20 protein-coding genes are annotated in these 17,367 nt (G+C 64.3%); 7 read left to right on the forward strand and 13 right to left on the reverse strand.

The window, feature by feature from the left end:
* Positions 1-102: 102 nt before the first annotated feature.
* A complete protein-coding gene (ykgO, locus tag OPU69_RS02640) occupies positions 103-228 on the reverse strand; it encodes a type B 50S ribosomal protein L36 (RefSeq protein WP_003046794.1) in 126 nt (41 codons plus the stop codon).
* 249 nt (positions 229-477) lie between these two features.
* Here ykgO and OPU69_RS02645 point away from each other — a divergent pair, with 249 nt between their 5' ends.
* The 3 genes from OPU69_RS02645 (at position 478) to OPU69_RS02655 (ending at position 2,765) form a co-directional block, all read left to right on the forward strand.
* A complete protein-coding gene (locus tag OPU69_RS02645) occupies positions 478-1,104 on the forward strand; it encodes a DUF4136 domain-containing protein (RefSeq protein ID WP_498509229.1) in 627 nt (208 codons plus the stop codon).
* The gene (locus OPU69_RS02650; protein ID WP_498509230.1) at positions 1,101-2,261 is read left to right on the forward strand and encodes a M14 family metallopeptidase; all 1,161 of its coding nucleotides are present in this window, start codon (positions 1,101-1,103) and stop codon (positions 2,259-2,261) included. Before OPU69_RS02645 ends, OPU69_RS02650 begins: the two co-directional genes overlap by 4 nt.
* A gap of 75 nt (positions 2,262-2,336) precedes the next feature.
* Complete coding sequence (locus tag OPU69_RS02655; RefSeq protein ID WP_060977063.1) at positions 2,337-2,765, forward strand: hypothetical protein; 429 nt, start codon at positions 2,337-2,339, stop codon at positions 2,763-2,765.
* Here OPU69_RS02655 and OPU69_RS02660 read toward each other — a convergent pair whose 3' ends face one another.
* The 9 genes from OPU69_RS02660 to OPU69_RS02700 all read right to left on the reverse strand — a co-directional run bounded on the left by OPU69_RS02660 (position 2,766) and on the right by OPU69_RS02700 (position 12,194).
* Positions 2,766-4,004, reverse strand: coding sequence for a dicarboxylate/amino acid:cation symporter (locus OPU69_RS02660; RefSeq protein ID WP_060977075.1), 1,239 nt, complete (start codon positions 4,002-4,004; stop codon positions 2,766-2,768). It lies immediately after the preceding gene.
* Positions 4,005-4,073: 69 nt separating this feature from the next.
* The gene (locus tag OPU69_RS02665; RefSeq protein WP_060977064.1) at positions 4,074-5,858 is read right to left on the reverse strand and encodes an SLC13 family permease; all 1,785 of its coding nucleotides are present in this window, start codon (positions 5,856-5,858) and stop codon (positions 4,074-4,076) included.
* A gap of 40 nt (positions 5,859-5,898) precedes the next feature.
* The gene (locus tag OPU69_RS02670) at positions 5,899-7,248 is read right to left on the reverse strand and encodes a spinster family MFS transporter (protein ID WP_081097069.1); all 1,350 of its coding nucleotides are present in this window, start codon (positions 7,246-7,248) and stop codon (positions 5,899-5,901) included.
* 165 nt (positions 7,249-7,413) lie between these two features.
* Positions 7,414-8,484, reverse strand: a complete 1,071-nt coding sequence (gene aroC, locus OPU69_RS02675; protein WP_498509231.1) for a chorismate synthase — start codon at positions 8,482-8,484, stop codon at positions 7,414-7,416.
* Positions 8,485-8,563: 79 nt separating this feature from the next.
* On the reverse strand, positions 8,564-8,983 hold the full coding sequence (locus tag OPU69_RS02680) for a hypothetical protein (protein WP_498509232.1): 420 nt from the start codon (positions 8,981-8,983) through the stop codon (positions 8,564-8,566).
* 7 nt (positions 8,984-8,990) lie between these two features.
* Positions 8,991-9,794: an enoyl-ACP reductase FabI gene (fabI, locus tag OPU69_RS02685; RefSeq protein WP_060977067.1), complete on the reverse strand. Its 804-nt coding sequence runs from the start codon at positions 9,792-9,794 to the stop codon at positions 8,991-8,993.
* A gap of 11 nt (positions 9,795-9,805) precedes the next feature.
* The gene (locus tag OPU69_RS02690) at positions 9,806-10,699 is read right to left on the reverse strand and encodes a YihY/virulence factor BrkB family protein (protein WP_060977077.1); all 894 of its coding nucleotides are present in this window, start codon (positions 10,697-10,699) and stop codon (positions 9,806-9,808) included.
* Between the two features lie 15 nt (positions 10,700-10,714).
* Entirely contained in the window at positions 10,715-11,653 is a 939-nt protein-coding gene (locus OPU69_RS02695) for a DnaJ C-terminal domain-containing protein (RefSeq protein WP_060977078.1), read from the reverse strand.
* A gap of 79 nt (positions 11,654-11,732) precedes the next feature.
* Complete coding sequence (locus tag OPU69_RS02700; RefSeq protein ID WP_498509234.1) at positions 11,733-12,194, reverse strand: ABA4-like family protein; 462 nt, start codon at positions 12,192-12,194, stop codon at positions 11,733-11,735.
* 85 nt (positions 12,195-12,279) lie between these two features.
* On the opposite strand from OPU69_RS02700, the gene pdxH reads away from it, so the two are divergent.
* Together pdxH and OPU69_RS02710 are read left to right on the forward strand one after the other, a co-directional pair.
* On the forward strand, positions 12,280-12,906 hold the full coding sequence (gene pdxH, locus OPU69_RS02705) for a pyridoxamine 5'-phosphate oxidase (protein ID WP_498509235.1): 627 nt from the start codon (positions 12,280-12,282) through the stop codon (positions 12,904-12,906).
* Positions 12,907-12,917: 11 nt separating this feature from the next.
* Complete coding sequence (locus OPU69_RS02710; protein WP_060977079.1) at positions 12,918-13,727, forward strand: PhzF family phenazine biosynthesis protein; 810 nt, start codon at positions 12,918-12,920, stop codon at positions 13,725-13,727.
* Positions 13,728-13,769: 42 nt separating this feature from the next.
* On the opposite strand, the gene OPU69_RS02715 is transcribed toward OPU69_RS02710, so the two are convergent.
* Both OPU69_RS02715 and OPU69_RS02720 read right to left on the reverse strand, forming a co-directional pair.
* Entirely contained in the window at positions 13,770-14,378 is a 609-nt protein-coding gene (locus OPU69_RS02715; protein ID WP_060977070.1) for a hypothetical protein, read from the reverse strand.
* 56 nt (positions 14,379-14,434) lie between these two features.
* A complete protein-coding gene (locus tag OPU69_RS02720) occupies positions 14,435-15,556 on the reverse strand; it encodes a serine hydrolase domain-containing protein (protein ID WP_060977080.1) in 1,122 nt (373 codons plus the stop codon).
* Positions 15,557-15,585: 29 nt separating this feature from the next.
* Here OPU69_RS02720 and OPU69_RS02725 point away from each other — a divergent pair, with 29 nt between their 5' ends.
* Positions 15,586-15,951 (forward strand): hypothetical protein, encoded by a 366-nt coding sequence (locus OPU69_RS02725; protein WP_498509236.1) that lies wholly within the window; start codon positions 15,586-15,588, stop codon positions 15,949-15,951.
* 4 nt (positions 15,952-15,955) lie between these two features.
* Here OPU69_RS02725 and OPU69_RS02730 read toward each other — a convergent pair whose 3' ends face one another.
* Complete coding sequence (locus OPU69_RS02730) at positions 15,956-16,243, reverse strand: chorismate mutase (RefSeq protein WP_060977072.1); 288 nt, start codon at positions 16,241-16,243, stop codon at positions 15,956-15,958.
* Positions 16,244-16,336: 93 nt separating this feature from the next.
* On the opposite strand from OPU69_RS02730, the gene OPU69_RS02735 reads away from it, so the two are divergent.
* Positions 16,337-17,365, forward strand: a complete 1,029-nt coding sequence (locus tag OPU69_RS02735) for a polyprenyl synthetase family protein (protein ID WP_498509237.1) — start codon at positions 16,337-16,339, stop codon at positions 17,363-17,365.
* The last annotated feature ends 2 nt before the right edge of the window (positions 17,366-17,367 follow it).

A 17,367-nucleotide genomic window follows, 5' to 3' on the forward strand; every position in this document is an offset into this window, starting at 1 on the left:
TCGCCCCCTCAGGCACGCAAGCAAAAGGCCCCGGACCATGCCGGAGCCCTTACTCCATTCCAAACCTTTTCCGGCGCGCCAGTTGACGGCGCGTCGGGCCGATCAGCCCTGGCGGGCCTTGAAGCGACGGTTGGTCTTGTTGATCACATAGGTGCGGCCGCGACGACGGATCACGCGGTTGTCGCGATGACGATCCTTGAGCGACTTCAGCGAATTGCGAATCTTCATGACGTGGGCCCTTGATTGAAATCGGATTGGGGTCATGGCGTCCGTGGCCAAGCGCAGATGCGCAATAGCCGGGCCGGAACATCCATGCCGGAAAGCGGCGCGGATACGTGGAGGGGCGCACAAAGTCAAGCATCGGCGCGGCGGCGACAGGCAATTTTTTGGCCGCTTCATTGGCCATTCATGGCGAAACGGGTTAGGCATCGAACGAGCAGGCCCGCAAGGCCGAGACCGGGAAAGGGCGCAAATATCATGGCTTTTCTTCGCAGATCTAACATGGCGGTGCTGTGCGTTGCCTTCGCCATGGCCGCAGGGTTGAGCGGCTGCGTGTCGCCAGCCGGGCCGGTAGAGGCTGTCCGCTTCGTTTCGCCCGATCGCGCCAGCGAACTTGGACGCGGCCCGATTCGTGTGGTCGCTGGTGAGGGCATGGACAGCAACGCGCTCGAATATCGCAGCTATGCCACCGCCGTGGAGCGCGAGCTCGAACGGATCGGCTATCAGGTGTTGCCGGTCGGCGCGCGCGATGGTGCCGACATCCAGACTGCAACCGTGCGGATCGAACGTTCGGTGCTCTCCCCCGTCGGCGATGACCGCGGTCCGGTCACGGTGGGCGTGGGCGGCGGCACCGGCGGCTTCGGCTCGGGTGTCGGGGTCGGAATAGGCATCAACCTGGGTGGGCGTCCGAAGGGCGAGGTGGTGACCGAGATGTTCGCCAATATCCGCGCGGGCGACGGCACGATCCTGTGGGAAGGCCGCGCCAGTGTCGAAGCGCGCGAAGGCTCGCCGATGGCCGAGACGCAGCTCAATGCGTCGAAACTGGCCGAGGGGTTGTTTACCGGCTTTCCCGGTGAGTCCGGAGCGACTATCAGCGTGCCATGACTCAGGCACTCATCCCCAGCATCACCGCCGCTTTCGATTCCGGAAACATCGTCAACCATGGTCTGACCCAGCTGCCCGATGGCAGCTGGCGCGCCGAGCTTGCCATCCGCAAGGACACGGATTCGGACTTCTTTCAATGGTTTCACTTTCGCGTCGCGGCGCAGCCGGGGACCGATCTGGAGCTCGTCATCACGGGGCTCAGAGAATCGGCCTATCCCGATGGCTGGCCCGGCTACCGCGCCTGTGTCAGCGAGGACCGCGACTATTGGGGCCGGGCCGAGACCAGCTATGATGCAGCAGCGGGCGCGCTGACGATCCGTCATCAGATGGGCACCGGCGTCGCCTGGTTCGCGTATTTCGCGCCCTATTCGATGGAGCGGCACCATGATCTGGTCGCCGAAATGGCAAGCCGCCCGGGCGTGCAGCACCGTGAGCTCGGCCTCAGCCTCGACGGCCAGCCGATCGATTGCCTCGACATGGGCGAGGGGCCGGTCCAGGTCTGGCTCTATGCGCGCCAGCATCCGGGCGAATCCATGGCTGAATGGTGGATGGAAGGTGCGCTGGAAAAGCTGACCGATCCCGCCGATCCGCATGCGCGGCTGCTGCGCCAGAAGTGCACATTGCATGTCGTCCCCAACATGAACCCGGATGGCTCGCTGCGCGGGCATCTGCGCACCAATGCGGCTGGCGTGAACCTCAACCGCGAATGGCACGAGCCGTCGCCAGAGCGCAGCCCCGAAGTGCTTTGCGTGCTGGGCGCGATGGATGCGACCGGCGTGCACTGGGCGATGGACGTGCATGGCGACGAGGCCATCCCGCACGTGTTCATCGCCGGGTTCGAGGGCATCCCGTCCTGGACCGACGAACAGGGGGCGCGATACAATCGTTATCGTGATCTGCTGGCCGAGCGCACGCCCGATTTCCAGACCGCCAAGGGCTATCCCAAGGCGGGCGCGGGCAGGGCGAACCTGTCTATGTCGACCAACCAGCTGGCCGAGCGGTTCGGTCCTTCGCATGGCTGCGTGTCGATGACGCTGGAAATGCCGTTCAAGGACAATGACGATTTGCCATGCCCCGATCAGGCCTGGAGCCCCGAACGCTCCAAGCTGCTGGCGCATGACTGCTTGGCGGTGCTGGCGGAGATGATTGCAGGCTGACGGCTGCGCCGTTCATCGCGATGCAAGGCTGAGCGGCGCATGCTCCGGTCCGTGCTGCCACGGAAAGGATTCGCCATGCCCGCTCCCCGCCGCTTGATCGCTGCCGGTCTCATTGCCACCGGCGCTGCGCTGTTCGCGTTCCAGTCGCTCGCCCTTGCCGATGACGCACCCGCCAAGCCTTCGCGCGTGCCGCCGGCCGAAGTGATCGGAGAGCCGGTAAGCTGCATCAATATTGCGCAGATTCGTGGCAGCCAGGTGCGAGACAACCAGACGATCGATTTCATGATGGCGGGCGGCAAGGTCTATCGCAACGAACTGCCGCAGCAATGCGGCAACCTGGGTTTTGATCGGTCGTTCACCTACTCGACCTCGCTGACCCAATTGTGCAATGTCGATATCATCACCGTCTTGCAGAATGTCGGCGGCGGCCTCCAGCGCGGAGCCAGTTGCGGCCTCGGTCAGTTCACGCCCGTCAAGCTGATCAAGCAGCCCAAGAAGGGCTGATCAAACATCATCGGCCGAGATCATCTCGGCGCGGTCCAGTTCGCCGGTCATGGACGCCACGGTGACTGCGACCGCAGCGTCGCCGGTGATGTTGGTCGTGGTGCGGATCATGTCCATGATGCGATCGACCCCCGCCACCAGCGCGATCGTTTCCAGCGGGACGCCGACCGAGCCGAAGACCAGGGCCATCATGATCAGGCCGGCCCCGGGAATGCCTGCTGCGCCTACCGCGCCCAGGGTGGAGGTAAAAGCAACCATTGCATAGTCGCCCCAGCTCAGATCCACGCCGAAGATCTGTGCGCCGAACAGGGTGGCAAGACACAGATACATGGCCGTGCCGTTCATGTTGATCGTCGCGCCCAGCGAAACGACAAAGCTCGACACGCTGGCGGATACGCCGAGGTTGCGCTGCGTGCAGCGCAGCGTCACCGGCAAGGTGGCGTTGGATGAGGCGGTGGAATAACTGACCGCGATCGCATCGACCATACCGCGAAAAAAGTCGATCACGGGCAGGTTTGCGATGAGGCGGATCATCACTGGATAGAAGACCAGGATGATGATCGCGCAGCCGATGTAATTCAGCGCCACAAGCTTTGCGAGCGGGACCAGCCCCTCAAACCCGAACGTCCCGGCGACCCAGGCCATCAGCGCGAACACACCGAACGGGGTCAGCTCCATTACGATCATCGTGACCTTCTGCATCACGATCGCCCCCGAATCGAAGATGCGTGCCACCGGGACCCCATCTTCCTTGGCCATCAGGATGCCGATCCCCAGAAGCAGCGAGAACACGATGAGCGCGAGGACATCGGTGGTCGCCATCGCTTCGACCACATTTTCGGGCACCATTTTCAGGATGGTCTGGGTTGCGCTGGCAGAGGTCGGTGGAGGGGCCTCCACGGACCCCGCCAGGCTAGCATCGACACCGCGTCCCGGCTGGACGAGCGTCCCCATGGTCAGCCCCAGAACGGCAGCCAGCTGGCCGGTGATCAGGAACAGCAGCATCGCCCGTCCGCCGACCGCGCCGAGCTTGCGAAGATCGCCGATCGAGGCGACCCCCGCGACGAGCGAAAAGAAGATCAGCGGCACGACCAGCATCTTGATCGCGCGGATAAACAGATCGCCGATCCATTTGATCGATGCCGCGCCTTCGCCCCAGACCAGGCCCGTGACGATCCCGAGCGCGAGCGCGGCGACCACGCGCTGCCAAAGCGGAATGCGGAACCAAAAGGCCAAGATGCGTTCCCCGGATGCGGTTGCCCGCCTAGGACGAAATGCCACCGTACAGGGGCATTGCGGCGGGTTTCATCAGTTCAACGCAATGATCGCGAAACAGGTTGCCAGGCCGACGCCGATGGTGAGCGGAATGCCGGCCTTGAAGAAGTCGGTGAAGCGGTAATTGCCCGCCGCATAGACCAGGGTGTTGGTCTGATAGCCGATGGGCGTCGCAAAGCTCGCGGACGCGGCGAACATGACCGCGATGACCAGCGGGCGCGGGTCGATGGCGAGATCGGTACCCAGCTTGATGACGATCGGCGTCACCAGGATGGCCACTGCATTGTTGGTGATGATCTCGGTCAGCAGGACCGAGACGACATAGACCGCAAAGACCACCGCCCAGACCGGCGCCTCGACGAGGAAGGGCGCGAGGGCGTTCACCACCATCTTGACGCTGCCCGCCTCTTCCAACGCCAGGCCGACCGCCAGCATGCCGAAGATCAGCACCAGGACATTGCCGTCGATCGAGCTCCAGGCTTCTTCGGCATCGATGCAGCGCGCGATAAGGATGAATCCGACCGCAAGAATCGCTGCGACCTCGATCGCCAGCACGTTGAGTGCCGACAGGATCACGACGGCTGCCAGCGCGCCGATGGCGAGCGGGGCCTTGTCGCGACGGAAGGCGCGCGCGCTGGTATTGGTGATGCCGAACAGGTTGGGGTTTTCGTACATTCGCGCGATGTCGGCCTTCGAGCCGGTGACCACCAGCTTGTCGGCGGCGTGGATCTTGGCATTGGGCAGGTCCGATCGCGGCAGGTTGCGATAGCGCGTGAGGCCCAGGATGCGGACATTCAGCAGCGACAGAAACGGAATGTCATACAGCCGGTTGCCTATGCTGGGATGGCTGGGCGCGACCATCGCCTCGACCACCACCTCGCCCATCGGACCGACATCGCCCTTGCGCACGATGCCGACCTTGAAGTCCTGGCTCTTGCGCAGCGACATCAGCTCGGGAAGGTCGGTGCGGATCACGACCACATCGTCAGGCTGCAGGATCTCGCTCGTCAGATTGTGGCGGATATAGCGCCCGTCGCGCTTGATAGCAGTGACCTGAATCTTGGCGCGCTTTGCGATCGGCGTCTCGCCCAGAGTCTTGCCGCGCAACGTCGAGGCGTTGCGGATCGTGAGCTCGGTAACGAACACCTCGTCGCTGCCGGTACTGCCTGCTGGCGCGGCCTCGTCCTTGGGCAGCAGCCAGCTGCTGAATGCGGCCAGCATGATCATGCCGGCAACGCCTGCGATCAGACCATAAGGCGTAATCTCGAAAATCCCGAAGGCCGGCTGGCCGTTGGCCCTGGCGACCGAATCGACGATCAGGTTGGTCGACGTGCCGATCAGCGTGGTGGTGCCGCCGAGGATACAGATGAAGCTGAGCGGGATCAGCAGCTTCTTGGCCGAATAGCCCGTCGCCTGGGCGAGGCGCAGGATGATCGGGATCATCACCACCACCACCGGCGTGTTGTTCATGAAGGCAGAGGCGACATAGACGCCCAGGAACATCTCGGCGACCGCCAGCCGGGGATGCCGCGCCGCGCGATTGATGATCGCGCCAGCGATCGCATCGATGGTGCCAGTCCGCAGCAGCGCGCCCGACAGGATGAACATCGCCCCGATGGTGATCGGCGCACTGTTCGAGAAGACGGAAAAGAGCTGCTTGGAATCGATAATGCCGAGAAACAGGAAGGCGCAGGCCCCCAGAATCGCGACCACCGCCGCGGGAAAGCGTTCCAGGATGAACCCGACGAACATCAGGCCCAGAATGGCCAGGCCGATCGGCGCCTGCCAGGTTTCGATAAACAGCCTGATGTCGTCCAAGGCTGTCAGCCCCCCGTGTCGCTTGAAGTGGGACTATGCTCTAGCCGCTCTTGAGTTCCGCTGTCAGCCGCAAACTCGCGCGCCAGAACAGGAAGGCGGGGATGAGGCCCAGCCAGGCTGCGCCGTAAAGCACCCAGCGAACGCTGTCCTCCCCGGCATAGGGCTGGAAGGCATCGGACATCATGCCGAAGAACAGCGGGCCCAATCCCAGGCCGATCAGGTTTTGCGAAAACAGCATCACCGACGCCGCGACCGCGCGCACCTCCGGTCGCACCAGGCCCTGCACACAGGCATAGACGGGCCCATAATACATGATGTTCATCGCGGTCGGCAGCACCAGCAGCGCCAGTGCGACCTTCCAGTCGGTCGCCGAATAGGCGAGGAACAGGATGGGGGCTGCGAGCGCAATGGCAAGCGCCGGACCGGTGAGCAGATGCTTGCGGTCACGCTTGCCGAAATGATCGGCCAGCTTGCCGCCTCCCCATGTGCCGATCATGCTCGAAATGCCCAGAGTCACGCCGAGATACAGCCCCGTCTCGCCCGGGGTCAGGCCGAAATTGCGGATGAACAGCACCGCAACCCATACGCCCTTGCCATAGGACAGGAAGGCGATCAGCCCGCCGGCGATGCACAGGAAGACGAAGCAGCGCGAGGTCACCAATTCCTTCAGCGCCTCGCGCACTGGCACCTGAACCTTGGCGGCGGGCATTGCTGCCCCCTTGAGCATTCCGGCGCGGCGCGGCTCCTTCATCAGGAACGGCACCAGCAGCGCGAGCAGCACGCCGGGCATGCCGACCACATAAAAGGCAGTGCGCCAGCCATAGGCATCAGCGAGGCCGCCACCGATGACCATGCCGAGCAGCGATCCGATCGGGATGCCCAGGCCATAAAAGGCGATGGCCGAAGAGCGCTTGTCGGCAGGCACGCTGTCGGTGATCAGCGAATGCGCCGCCGGGGTGCAGCCCGCTTCGCCGACGCCCACGCCGACACGCGCGAGCAGCAGCTGCGGAAAGGTCCGCGCCGCGCCGCACGCCATGGTCATCGCCGACCAGATCGCCACCGACCAGGCGATCAGCGAGACACGGTTGGTGGTGCTGCGATCGGCATAGCGCGCGATCGGGATGCCCAGCAGCGTGTAGAACAGCGCAAAGGCCAGGCCGGTCATCAGCCCGAGCTGGGTATCGGAAAGCTGGAAATCGCGCTTGATCGGCTCGGCCAGGATCGAGACGATCTGCCGGTCGAGGAAGTTGAAGATATAGATGATCATCAACGTCCACAGCATCACGCGCGGACTGGAGGCCCCCTGGAGCGACGAAGGGGCAGGCGGCGTGTCTGCGGCCATGGTCGGCGGCACACCGGCATCGGCTGCCGGGTTGCGGGTGACGGTCATGCACTCTCCTGTCGCGCCGCACTCTTGCCCTCGCGGGTCAGCGGTCGCTTATGAAAGCCATGCTAGCCATTTGCCGACGCGAGGCAATCACCCTGCGACAAAATGTGACGGACACGTCAACTGCCGCTACGGCACAGGTGGTTCAGCAATAAGGAAAAAGCGCGTTCAGCCGCATTGCGCGCGGTGGAGCAGCTTCTGGTCGGCCAGCACCAGCGCCACCATCGCTTCGACCACCGGGGTGCCGCGAATGCCGACGCACGGGTCGTGGCGACCCTTGGTCACGATCTCGCTTGCCTCCCCCTCACGGGTGATCGTCTCGACGGGGGTGAGGATCGAACTGGTCGGCTTGAATGCGACGCGCACCACCACTGGCTGGCCGGTCGAGATGCCGCCCGCGATACCGCCGGCATGGTTGGCGAGGAATTCGGGACTGCCATCCGCACCGGGGCGCATGGGGTCGGCATTGGTTTCGCCGCTGAGGCGCGCAGCGGCGAAACCATCGCCGATTTCCACCCCTTTGACCGCGTTGATCGACATGGCTGCGGCGGCAAGCTCGCTGTCGAGCTTGGCGTAGAGCGGCGCGCCCCAGCCTGCAGGGACGCCGGTGGCGAAGCATTCGACGACAGCGCCAAGGGAGCTGCCCGACTTGCGCGCGGCATCGACCTTCGCCTCCCAGCGCTTCGCGGCTTGCGCGTCGGGGCAGAAGAACGGGTTGCGGCCGATTTCTGCGGCATCGAAGCGGGCCGGATCGATCGCATCGCCGCCCAGTTCGCAGACATAAGCGGTGAGCGTCACCTCGGGGATGACCAGCCGCGCGACGGCTCCTGCGGCCACCCGCGCTGCCGTCTCTCGCGCGCTCGACCGGCCGCCGCCGCGATAGTCGCGGAAACCGTATTTGGCATCATAGGCATAATCGGCATGGCCGGGGCGATAGGCCTTGGCGACATCGCCATAATCCTTGGATCGCTGGTCGACATTCTCGATCATCAGGCTGATCGGCGTGCCGGTGGTGCGCCCCTCGAACACGCCCGAGAGGATGCGCACCGCATCGGGCTCCTGCCGCTGCGTCGTGAAGCGCGAGGTGCCGGGGCGGCGCGCATCGAGAAAGGGCTGGATGTCGCTTTCGCTCAGAGCCAGTCCCGGCGGGCATCCGTCGACCACGGCGCCTAGAGCCGGTCCATGGCTTTCGCCCCAGGTGGTGAAGCGGAAAACGCGGCCAAAGGTGTTGAAGCTCATGCGGCTGTCCCGTCAGGCAGAAAGGAATTGCGCGCGCTTTGCGGCATTGCGGGCGCGCTGTCCAGTGCGCGGCGGACGGTCAGGCGTTGCTCGGTGCCTTGCCGGGATAGTCGCTGGCGCGCGTCAGCCTGGCGATCTCGTCACGATAGCGGAACCGCAGCGCCGACCAGTCATTGTCGATCGCCACCTGGGTGACGGGCAGCAGGTCCTGCGCGGCGAGACTCTCCCAGCCATCGTCTCTGGTGATATCGGATCGGATCGATCCCGATTTCTTGGGATAGGCGAACCACATGGCCGCGCCGCGCCGATAAGCGGCGAGCGCACCGGGCGCAGCCGCAGCCAGCGCCGCCCTGTCGCGGACAAAGGCCAGGATGATCGTGGGCTCGTCCGCCGCCGCGCTGTCGGGAAGCCGCGAGGCGACCGCAGCGGGGCAATCGATGACTTTGAGAACCGATCCAGGCTTGCAGCCCAGCTTCTTGCAGAGAGCACGATCGGCCATGGCCCGATCAATCCAGCGCGATGTCCGGTGCGTCTTCCTGCTTCATGCCCACGACATGATAGCCCGAATCGACATGATGCGTCTCGCCGGTCACACCCGAGGACAGGTCCGAGCACAGGTACAGGCCTGCTCCGCCGACATCGTCGATGGTCACGTTGCGGCGCAGCGGTGCGTTATATTCGTTCCATTTCAGGATATAGCGGAAGTCGCCGATGCCGCTGGCCGCCAGCGTCTTGATCGGGCCCGCCGAGATCGCGTTGACGCGGATATTCTCACGGCCGAGGTCATTGGCGAGATATTTGACGCTGGTCTCCAGCGCCGCCTTGGCGACGCCCATGACGTTGTAATGCGGGATCACCTTTTCCGCGCCGTAATAGCTCAAAGTCACGATCGAGCCGCCATTGGGCATCATCGCACGCGCCCTTTTCGCAACGGCGACAAGCGAATAGGCCGAGATGTTCATGGTCATCAGGAAGTTGTCGAGGCTGGTGTCGACATAGAGGCCGCGCAGTTCGTTCTTGTCCGAAAAGCCGATGGCATGAACGACGAAATCGATCGTCGGCCAGCGCGCCGCAAGGGTCTCGAAAGCCCGGTCGAGCGCATCCATGTCCGACACGTCGCAATCGAAGGTGAAGTCGCTGCCGAGCTCTGCTGCAAGCGGAATAACGCGCTTGCCCAAAGCCTCGCCCTGATAGCTGAACGCCAGCTCGGCGCCGTGCTCGGCCAGCTTCTGCGCAATGCCCCAGGCGAGCGACTTGTTGTTGGCAAGCCCCATGATGAGGCCGCGTTTGCCCTTCATCAGTCCGTCCATGTCGTGATCCTTCAGTTCTTGTCCGTTTTCTGCGGCAGGCCGCCGCGCGCCCGCGCGATGGCGGCGTTCAACTCGGCCCCGATTACCATAGCAAGGCCGATGAGAAAGAAGAAAATGAGGCTGACCATCACCCCGGCCAGGCTGCCATAGGTCAGGTCGTAATCGGCAAAGGTGCCGAGAAACCGAGGCAGAATCGCCAGGCACAGCATCCACCAGACCGCGATGAACATCGGGCCGGGCCAGATCGGATGGCCTGCCTCGCGATACCGCAGCGGGGTGAGCATGCCATAGACCAGGTACAGCATCAGCAGCAGCACGGCGAAGGTGAACAGCTGGCTCAGCACCACCAGCGCGAGCGGTTCTCCGGGGAAATACAGGCTGTTGGCGATGACTTCTGCCGCGCCCGCGAGCACCACCTGGACGCTCAGTGCCAGCATGGTCGCGATCACCGCAAGGATGATCAGCGCCATCGACCCCAGTCGCAGCTTCCAGAAGGGCTTGTTGCTCTCCGTCCCATAGGCGCGGCGGATGACGGCGCGGATCGACTCGATCAGGCTCGCGGTGGTCCAGAGCCCGACTAAAACGGCGAGCCAGAGCAGCGCGCCGGTGCGCGCATACATCGCCGCTTCCATCGGCGCGGCGAGGACCGAGGCGACGCTCGGCGGCACCGCGGCCAAAAAGCCCTGCACCGCTTCCGCGCCATATTCGCTGCGGCCGAACACACCGCCCAGCGCTGCTGCGACAATGAAAAAAGGAAAGATGCTCAGCAGCGCGAGATAGGCGAAATTGCCCGCCACGACCCCCCCATGGGTCATGACGTTGCCCGCAACTTCAGCGACGATCGCGCGCGACGTGGCCAGAAATTGTTGCCGCTTGTCCGGCCGCAGAAGATCGGTCAGCGCCATCAAGTCGTGCCGGACTCAGCCGGTCAGCCCCGCACGCGGATCGTAATTCGCGCTCCAGCCTTCGACGAACTGGGTTAGCGCAGCATCGCCGCCTTCGGGCAGGCGGATCTGCAGTTCGATGATCTGGTCTCCGCGCACGCCGTTCTTGCCGTGAAAGCCCTTGCCCTTGAGGCGCATCTGCTGGCCCGACTGGCTGCCCGGCTTGATCTTCATCATCACGGCGCCATCGACGGTGGGCACGCGCACCTCGCCGCCTGCGACCGCCTCTTTCAGCGTGATCGGCAGGTCGAGCCGCACATTGTCGCCATCGCGGCGGAAGAAGCGGTGCGGGCGCACCTCGATCGTCACGATGCCGTCGCCGGGGCCCCCGGGGCCGGGCTGGCCCTTGCCCGACAGGCGCATGTTGGTGCCGGTCTCGACGCCGTTTGGCAGCTTGAGGTCGATCGTCTTGCCATCGGCCAGCGTGATCCGCTGCGGCTTCAAGGTTGCGGCGTCGGTGAAGTCGACCGCCATCTTGTAGGCGACATTGGCACCCTTGGGCGCATTCTGGCGCGCGCCGCCATAGGGGCCCGAGCTGCTGCCGCGCGCCCCGCCGCCGAAGCCGCCGAACAGGCCGTCGAAGATATCGGCAAAATCGATGCCGTCATTGCCGAAGCCGGAAAAGCCTGCATTGTCGCTCGACCGGCTCTGCTGGCGAAAGCCGCCGCCGCCAAAGCCGAAGGGTGCGGCGGGGTTGCCGTCGATATCGATTTCGCCCCGGTCGAAGCGCGCGCGCTTGTCCTTGTCGGAAAGCAGGTCATAGGCGCGCGTCACCTCGGAAAAGCGCGCGGCTGCAGCCGGATTGTCCTTGTTGTAATCCGGGTGCAGCTCCTTGGCGAGCTTGCGGTACGCGCTCTTGATGTCCTTCTCGCTCGCGCCCTTGGACACGCCGAGAATTGCATAGGGATCAGCCATGAATGTGGTCGCCATTGTTGGTCAGGTTATCCATTGTTGCCGATTTACAACAATATCTGGGGTAGGGGCAGGGCATTTTTCAAGCCGGGATGCGGCGGTCGGAGGGGCCGCGCCATAAAATCATCCGCAGCACGATGTAAAGCGCCAGGCCGAACGGTCCGGCGGCAAAGGTGAAGAACAGGATCGGCGCCTGGATCAGCCGCCCTTTCAGCGTGCTGAGCCCATGCGCATCGGCGTTGCGCGCGATCCACAGGCCGACGAACAGGTCGAAGGTGAGGTAATGCACCCAGCCTATGGTAACTCCGGCATCGCTGGCAAAGATGCTGCGCACGCCCTCAATCGTCGAAAAATCCGCACCGCCGTCGGTCGGAACCACCCCGGTCATCACCAGGGTGAGACCAGTCGCATAGCCCAAGGACAGCAGGAACACGGGGCCGAAGAATAGCGCGCGCATCACGATATCGCGGCGCGGAGCGAGGATCAGCACCGCCCAGGCGACCATGGCGACAAGATTGGCGATCCCGAAAATCTGCTCCCACATCGGCGCGCGCTCCCTTCAGCAAAATCCTGTTCAACGCGCGGCCCATGCGCCATAAACCGCGCCGACGGACTCACCACTGTCTTATATGGCTAAGGCAGTCAAGCGAGCCCGTGACCGACAAGACAGGATGGACATGGCCGACGACCCCTTTGCGCTGTTTGATGACTGGTACATCAAGGCGCGCGAGACCGAGATCAACGACAGCAATGCGATGGCGCTCGCCACCGCCGATGCCGAGGGGCGGCCTTCGGTGCGCATGGTGCTGCTGAAAGGCCATGGGCCGGATGGGTTCATCTTCTACACCAATTACGAAGGCCGCAAGGGCGGCGAGCTGCTTGCCAATCCGCATGCCGCCCTGCTGTTCCACTGGAAGTCGCTGCGCCGCCAGATCCGCATCGAGGGGCCGGTGACGCCGGTCGACGACGCCACCGCCGATGCCTATTTCGCCACCCGCTCGCGCGATTCGCAGCTGGGGGCCTGGGCGTCGGACCAGTCGCGGCCGCTGCCCGAGCGGAGCATCTTCGAGCAGCGCTTTGCCGAAGTGGAGAAGCTGTTCGCCGACAAGCCCGTGCCTCGGCCGCCGCATTGGTCTGGCTTCCGGGTGACGCCGCAGCGGATCGAGTTCTGGGAGGATCGCGACCACCGGCTGCACCACCGCCGCGTGTTCACCCGCACCGAGAGCGGCTGGGACGAAGGCCTGCTCTACCCGTAAGGATGTTTGCCATGACTGATCTGCCCGACACCGTTCCCTATTGCCATATCGACGCCTTTGCCGACCGTCCTTTCACCGGCAACCAGGCGGCGGTCATGCCGCTGGCCGCCTGGCCAGACGATGCTGTGCTGCAGTCGATCGGCGAGGAAAACAATTTCGCCGAGACCGCGTTCATCGTTCCGATCGACAGCGCCGAGGCGGATTACGAACTCCGTTGGTTCACCCCTGTGGCCGAGGTCGCGATGTGCGGCCATGCGACGCTCGCCTCGGGCCATTATGTCTTCGAACAGGGCTTTTCGGGCGATACCGTGCGCTTTCTGACGCGCAAGGCAGGGGTGCTCAGCGTCAGCCGCGATGGCGATAGGCTCTCGCTGTCGCTGCCCGCGCTGCCGCCCGAACCGGCGGTCTTGCCCGACTGGACCGCGCTGCTCGGCGGATTGCCGAGCGAATGTCATGTGCATGTCGGGCGCTACAATGTGCTGCTGTTCGATCACGCCGACGACGTTCTTGCGCTCGAGCCCGATTTCAAGGCGCTGGCCGCGCTGGGCAACCATCAGTTCATCTGCACCGCGCCCGGCAAGGATACCGATGTGCTGAGCCGCGTGTTCGTGCCCGGCGTCGGCATCGACGAGGACAGCGTGACCGGATCGTCGCATGCGGTGCTCACCCCGTTCTGGGCGGCGCGGCTTGGGCGCAGCAGCTTCACCGCCTTTCAGGCGAGCCAGCGGGGCGGTCTTCTCCACTGCACACTCGACGGCGACCGCGCGGTGCTGGCGGGCAAGTGTTTCACCGTGGTGACGGGCACGTTCCGGCTGCGGTAAGCTTGTATGTCTCCCCTCCCGCTTGCGGGAGGGGAGAGGGCTTCATCCTTCTTTCGCCTTGCTCGCCGCCTCCAGCGCGTCCCATGTCCCCCATTCGATCGCACGCCCCGGATAGGCAATGCTGCGCAGCGGCCAGTCCTTTGCGATCCATTGCTGCACCCAGGCATAAAGCTTCGCATCGAACCCGGCGTCATATTCGGCCTTGGTCACCCATAAAGTGACCATTGCGTCATAGCCGGGAACGGGGCTGGGATAGACATAGACGCAGCCGCGCTCGCGCTTGCCGTCGGGCGTGAGCACCGCATAGGCGAAGGATTCACGGCGCTGGAACCGGCCCTGTTCGGTGAGCATGTCCTTCATCGCATCGGCATCGCTGATCCCGGGATGCGGCCAGGCAGTCGATCGGGTGAAGGTCTTCTGCAGATGCTCGATCGACGACATGTACGCGTCAAAATCGATTTTCACGAGATCTGGGCCCAGCGGGACGAGCTTGAAGCCCGGCCCTTCGATCAGCGTCGGAACCGGGAAATCCGCCGGCACGAACGGCGCGGCCTCGGCCGTTTGCGCGGCTGCATAGCCCGCGCCGTCCTGTGCCAGTGCAGGCGCGGCGAACAGCAGCGGCAAGGCAGCGGAAATTCGAAGCAAGGTCATTGGCAGTCCCCCTGAGAATCGGCGTGGACCAGACTGACAGAAGCTTCGGTCCCGGCCTAGTCCCTTGGGAAAAGCGCCAGAATGCGCCCGAGCTGCTCCTTGACCGGATCGAGCACATCGTCCTGGGTCTTGCCGAGCCGGACCAGCGTGAGCTTCTGGCTCGGGCTGACGATGACGAACTGGCCGAGATGCCCCTGCGCGGCGAACACGTCGCCCGGCAGCAGATCGGGATAGAGCACCTTTTTAAGGCCGGCCGCACGCGGCTTGTTAAGCCAGATATGCCCGCCATAAGCCGGGTCGTTCGGTGAGCTGGTGAGCATGAAATCGACCCAGCCGCGGGTGAGGAACTGGTTGCCCGCAATCGAGCCCTTGTTGCGCAGGAACTCGCCGAACTTGGCCCAGTCGCGCGCATTGGCCTGGATGATCGATCCGCCGATCAGCGTACCCGAGGCGTCGAATTCGGGCACCATCGAGGTCATCCCCAGCGGTTCGATCAGTCGCCCGCGCATATATTCCAGCATCGCGCGGCGGCGCACGTCCGGGTCCTTGCTGTCGGTCAGCTGGCGGGTGATGATGTCGGACAGGATGACGCTGGTGTTCGTCGAATATTCGAATTTCGATCCTGGCTCCGCCTCGAGCGGCTGGCCCTCGGCATAGCGGACCATGTTGTCGCGGCCGTCGAGGAACAGCATCCGCACCTCGTCCGATTCATAGGGCGGGTCGCCCGCTTCGGTATGCTGCAGGCCCGAGGACATGTGGAGCAGGTGCCTGAGCGTGATCGCGCCGCGCGGGTCGCCGGGGCGCTGCCAGTCGGGCACCGGGGCAGGGGCATCGAGCGCCAGCCGTCCGTCCGCGACCATCAGCCCGACCAGCACCGCGGTGACGCTCTTGGCCATCGACCAGCTGATGAAGCGGGTGCCGCGATCGTAACCCGGCGCATAGCGTTCCGCCACGATCTCGCCGCCGCGCATGATGACGAGCGCGCGGGTCTCGGCAAATTCGTCCTCGCTGAACAGCTTGTCGATCTCGGCATTCAGCGCAGCGGTGGGCACGCCGGGCACGTCGGCGATCATCGTCTCGCCGCTGTCCGCAGCCCGGCCTTCGATGCCATAAAGTCCGAAAGCGGTTGCGCCGAGAAGGCCGGTTGCGGCAAGGGCGAGGAGGATGCGGTGCTTCATGCCCGCCTCCATCAATCAGGCGGGGACCGATGGCAACTGGGAAAATGGGCGCGATGCCGGGCAGGCAAGGCAGGCTGAAATGGGTGGCGCTGGCGCTGCTGGCGATCGCGCTCGCGGCGCTGGCCTGGTACTGGCCCGCCCTCAAAGCGTATAGCCAGACGGGCGCTGCCTATTCGGCGCGCGTCGTCTGTTCGTGCCGCTATATCGGCGGGCGGGAGCTCGGCGATTGCGAGAAGGATCTGGAGCCGGGCATGGAGGTTGTGAGCCTGAGCGAAGCAGCGGACGCCAAGCGGATCGATGCCACGGTGCCGCTGATGGCCGCAGAAAGCGCGGAATATCGCGAAGGCTGGGGCTGCGTGCTGATGACGCCCAAGGACCGCGAGGCGATTCGCTGAACCGTCAGGCCTGATCGCGCAGCTTTTCGTGGTGGCGGATGACCTCGTCGATCACGAAACGCAGAAACTTTTCCGAAAAATCAGGGTCCAGATCGGCATCGACCGCAAGCCGCTTCATCCGCGCGATCTGCTCTTCCTCGCGGCGCGGATCGGCAGGCGGCAGATCGGTCTTCGCCTTGTATTCTCCGACAGCCTTGGTGATCTTGAAGCGCTCGGCCAGCATGAAGATCAGTGCCGCGTCGATATTGTCGATGCTCTGCCTGAATGCGGCCAGTACCGGGTCTTGCGCCATAATGTTGATACCCTCGCGAGAATCGCGCGATGCCTTGGTAGCGGTTGCGCTTTGCGCTTGCCTTAAGCCATGCGGATTGCCACATCGCAACCCATGACCGCGACTGTTCATCCGATTGGCCGCCCCGCGGGCGTGTCCACCACCGCTCCCAGCCTCGATCCGATCATGGCGCTCGTGGCGCAGGATCTCAATTCGGTAAACAGCGTCATCCTGGACCGGATGCAATCGCAAATTCCCCTGATTCCCGAGCTTGCCGGGCATCTGATTGCCGGCGGTGGCAAGCGGATGCGGCCGATGCTGACGCTCGCCTGCGCGCGGTTGCTCGATTATCCCGGCACCCGCCATCACAAGCTGGCGGCAGCGGTCGAGTTCATTCACACTGCAACGCTGCTGCACGACGATGTCGTCGATGGATCGGACCTGCGCCGCGGCAAGAAGACCGCCAACCTGGTGTTCGGAAACCCGGCCACCGTGCTGGTCGGCGATTTCCTGTTCAGCCGCTCGTTCGAATTGATGGTCGAGGACGGCTCGCTCAAGGTCCTCAAGATCCTGTCGGGCGCATCGGCGATCATCGCCGAGGGCGAGGTCGATCAGTTGACCGCGCAGCGCCAGATCGAGACCAGCGAAGAGCGCTATCTTGCGATCATCGGGGCCAAGACCGCCGCGCTGTTCGCCGCCGCCTGTCGCATCGCGGCGGTGGTCGCAGAGCGTGACGAGCAGGTCGAACTGGCGCTCGATGCCTATGGCCGCAACTTGGGCATCGCCTTCCAGCTGGTCGATGACGCGATCGACTATGTCTCGGACGCGGCGACGATGGGCAAGGGCGTGGGCGACGACTTTCGCGACGGCAAGGTGACGCTGCCTGTCATCCTCGCCTATGCGCACGGTTCGCCGGAAGAGCGCAAGTTCTGGGAAGCCGCCATCATCGGCCATCGTACCTCGGACGAGGATCTGGCGCATGCGACCCAGCTGCTGCGCCAGCACAATGCGATCGACCTGACGCTCGACCGCGCCCGCCATTTCGGCCAGCGCGCCATCGATGCGATCGCCGGCTTCCCGAACAGCAAGGCCAAGGCGGCGCTGATCGAAACCGTCGAATTCGCGATCGCGCGCGGATATTAGGT

It is taken from the genome of Blastomonas sp. 34TW, assembly GCF_059803595.1.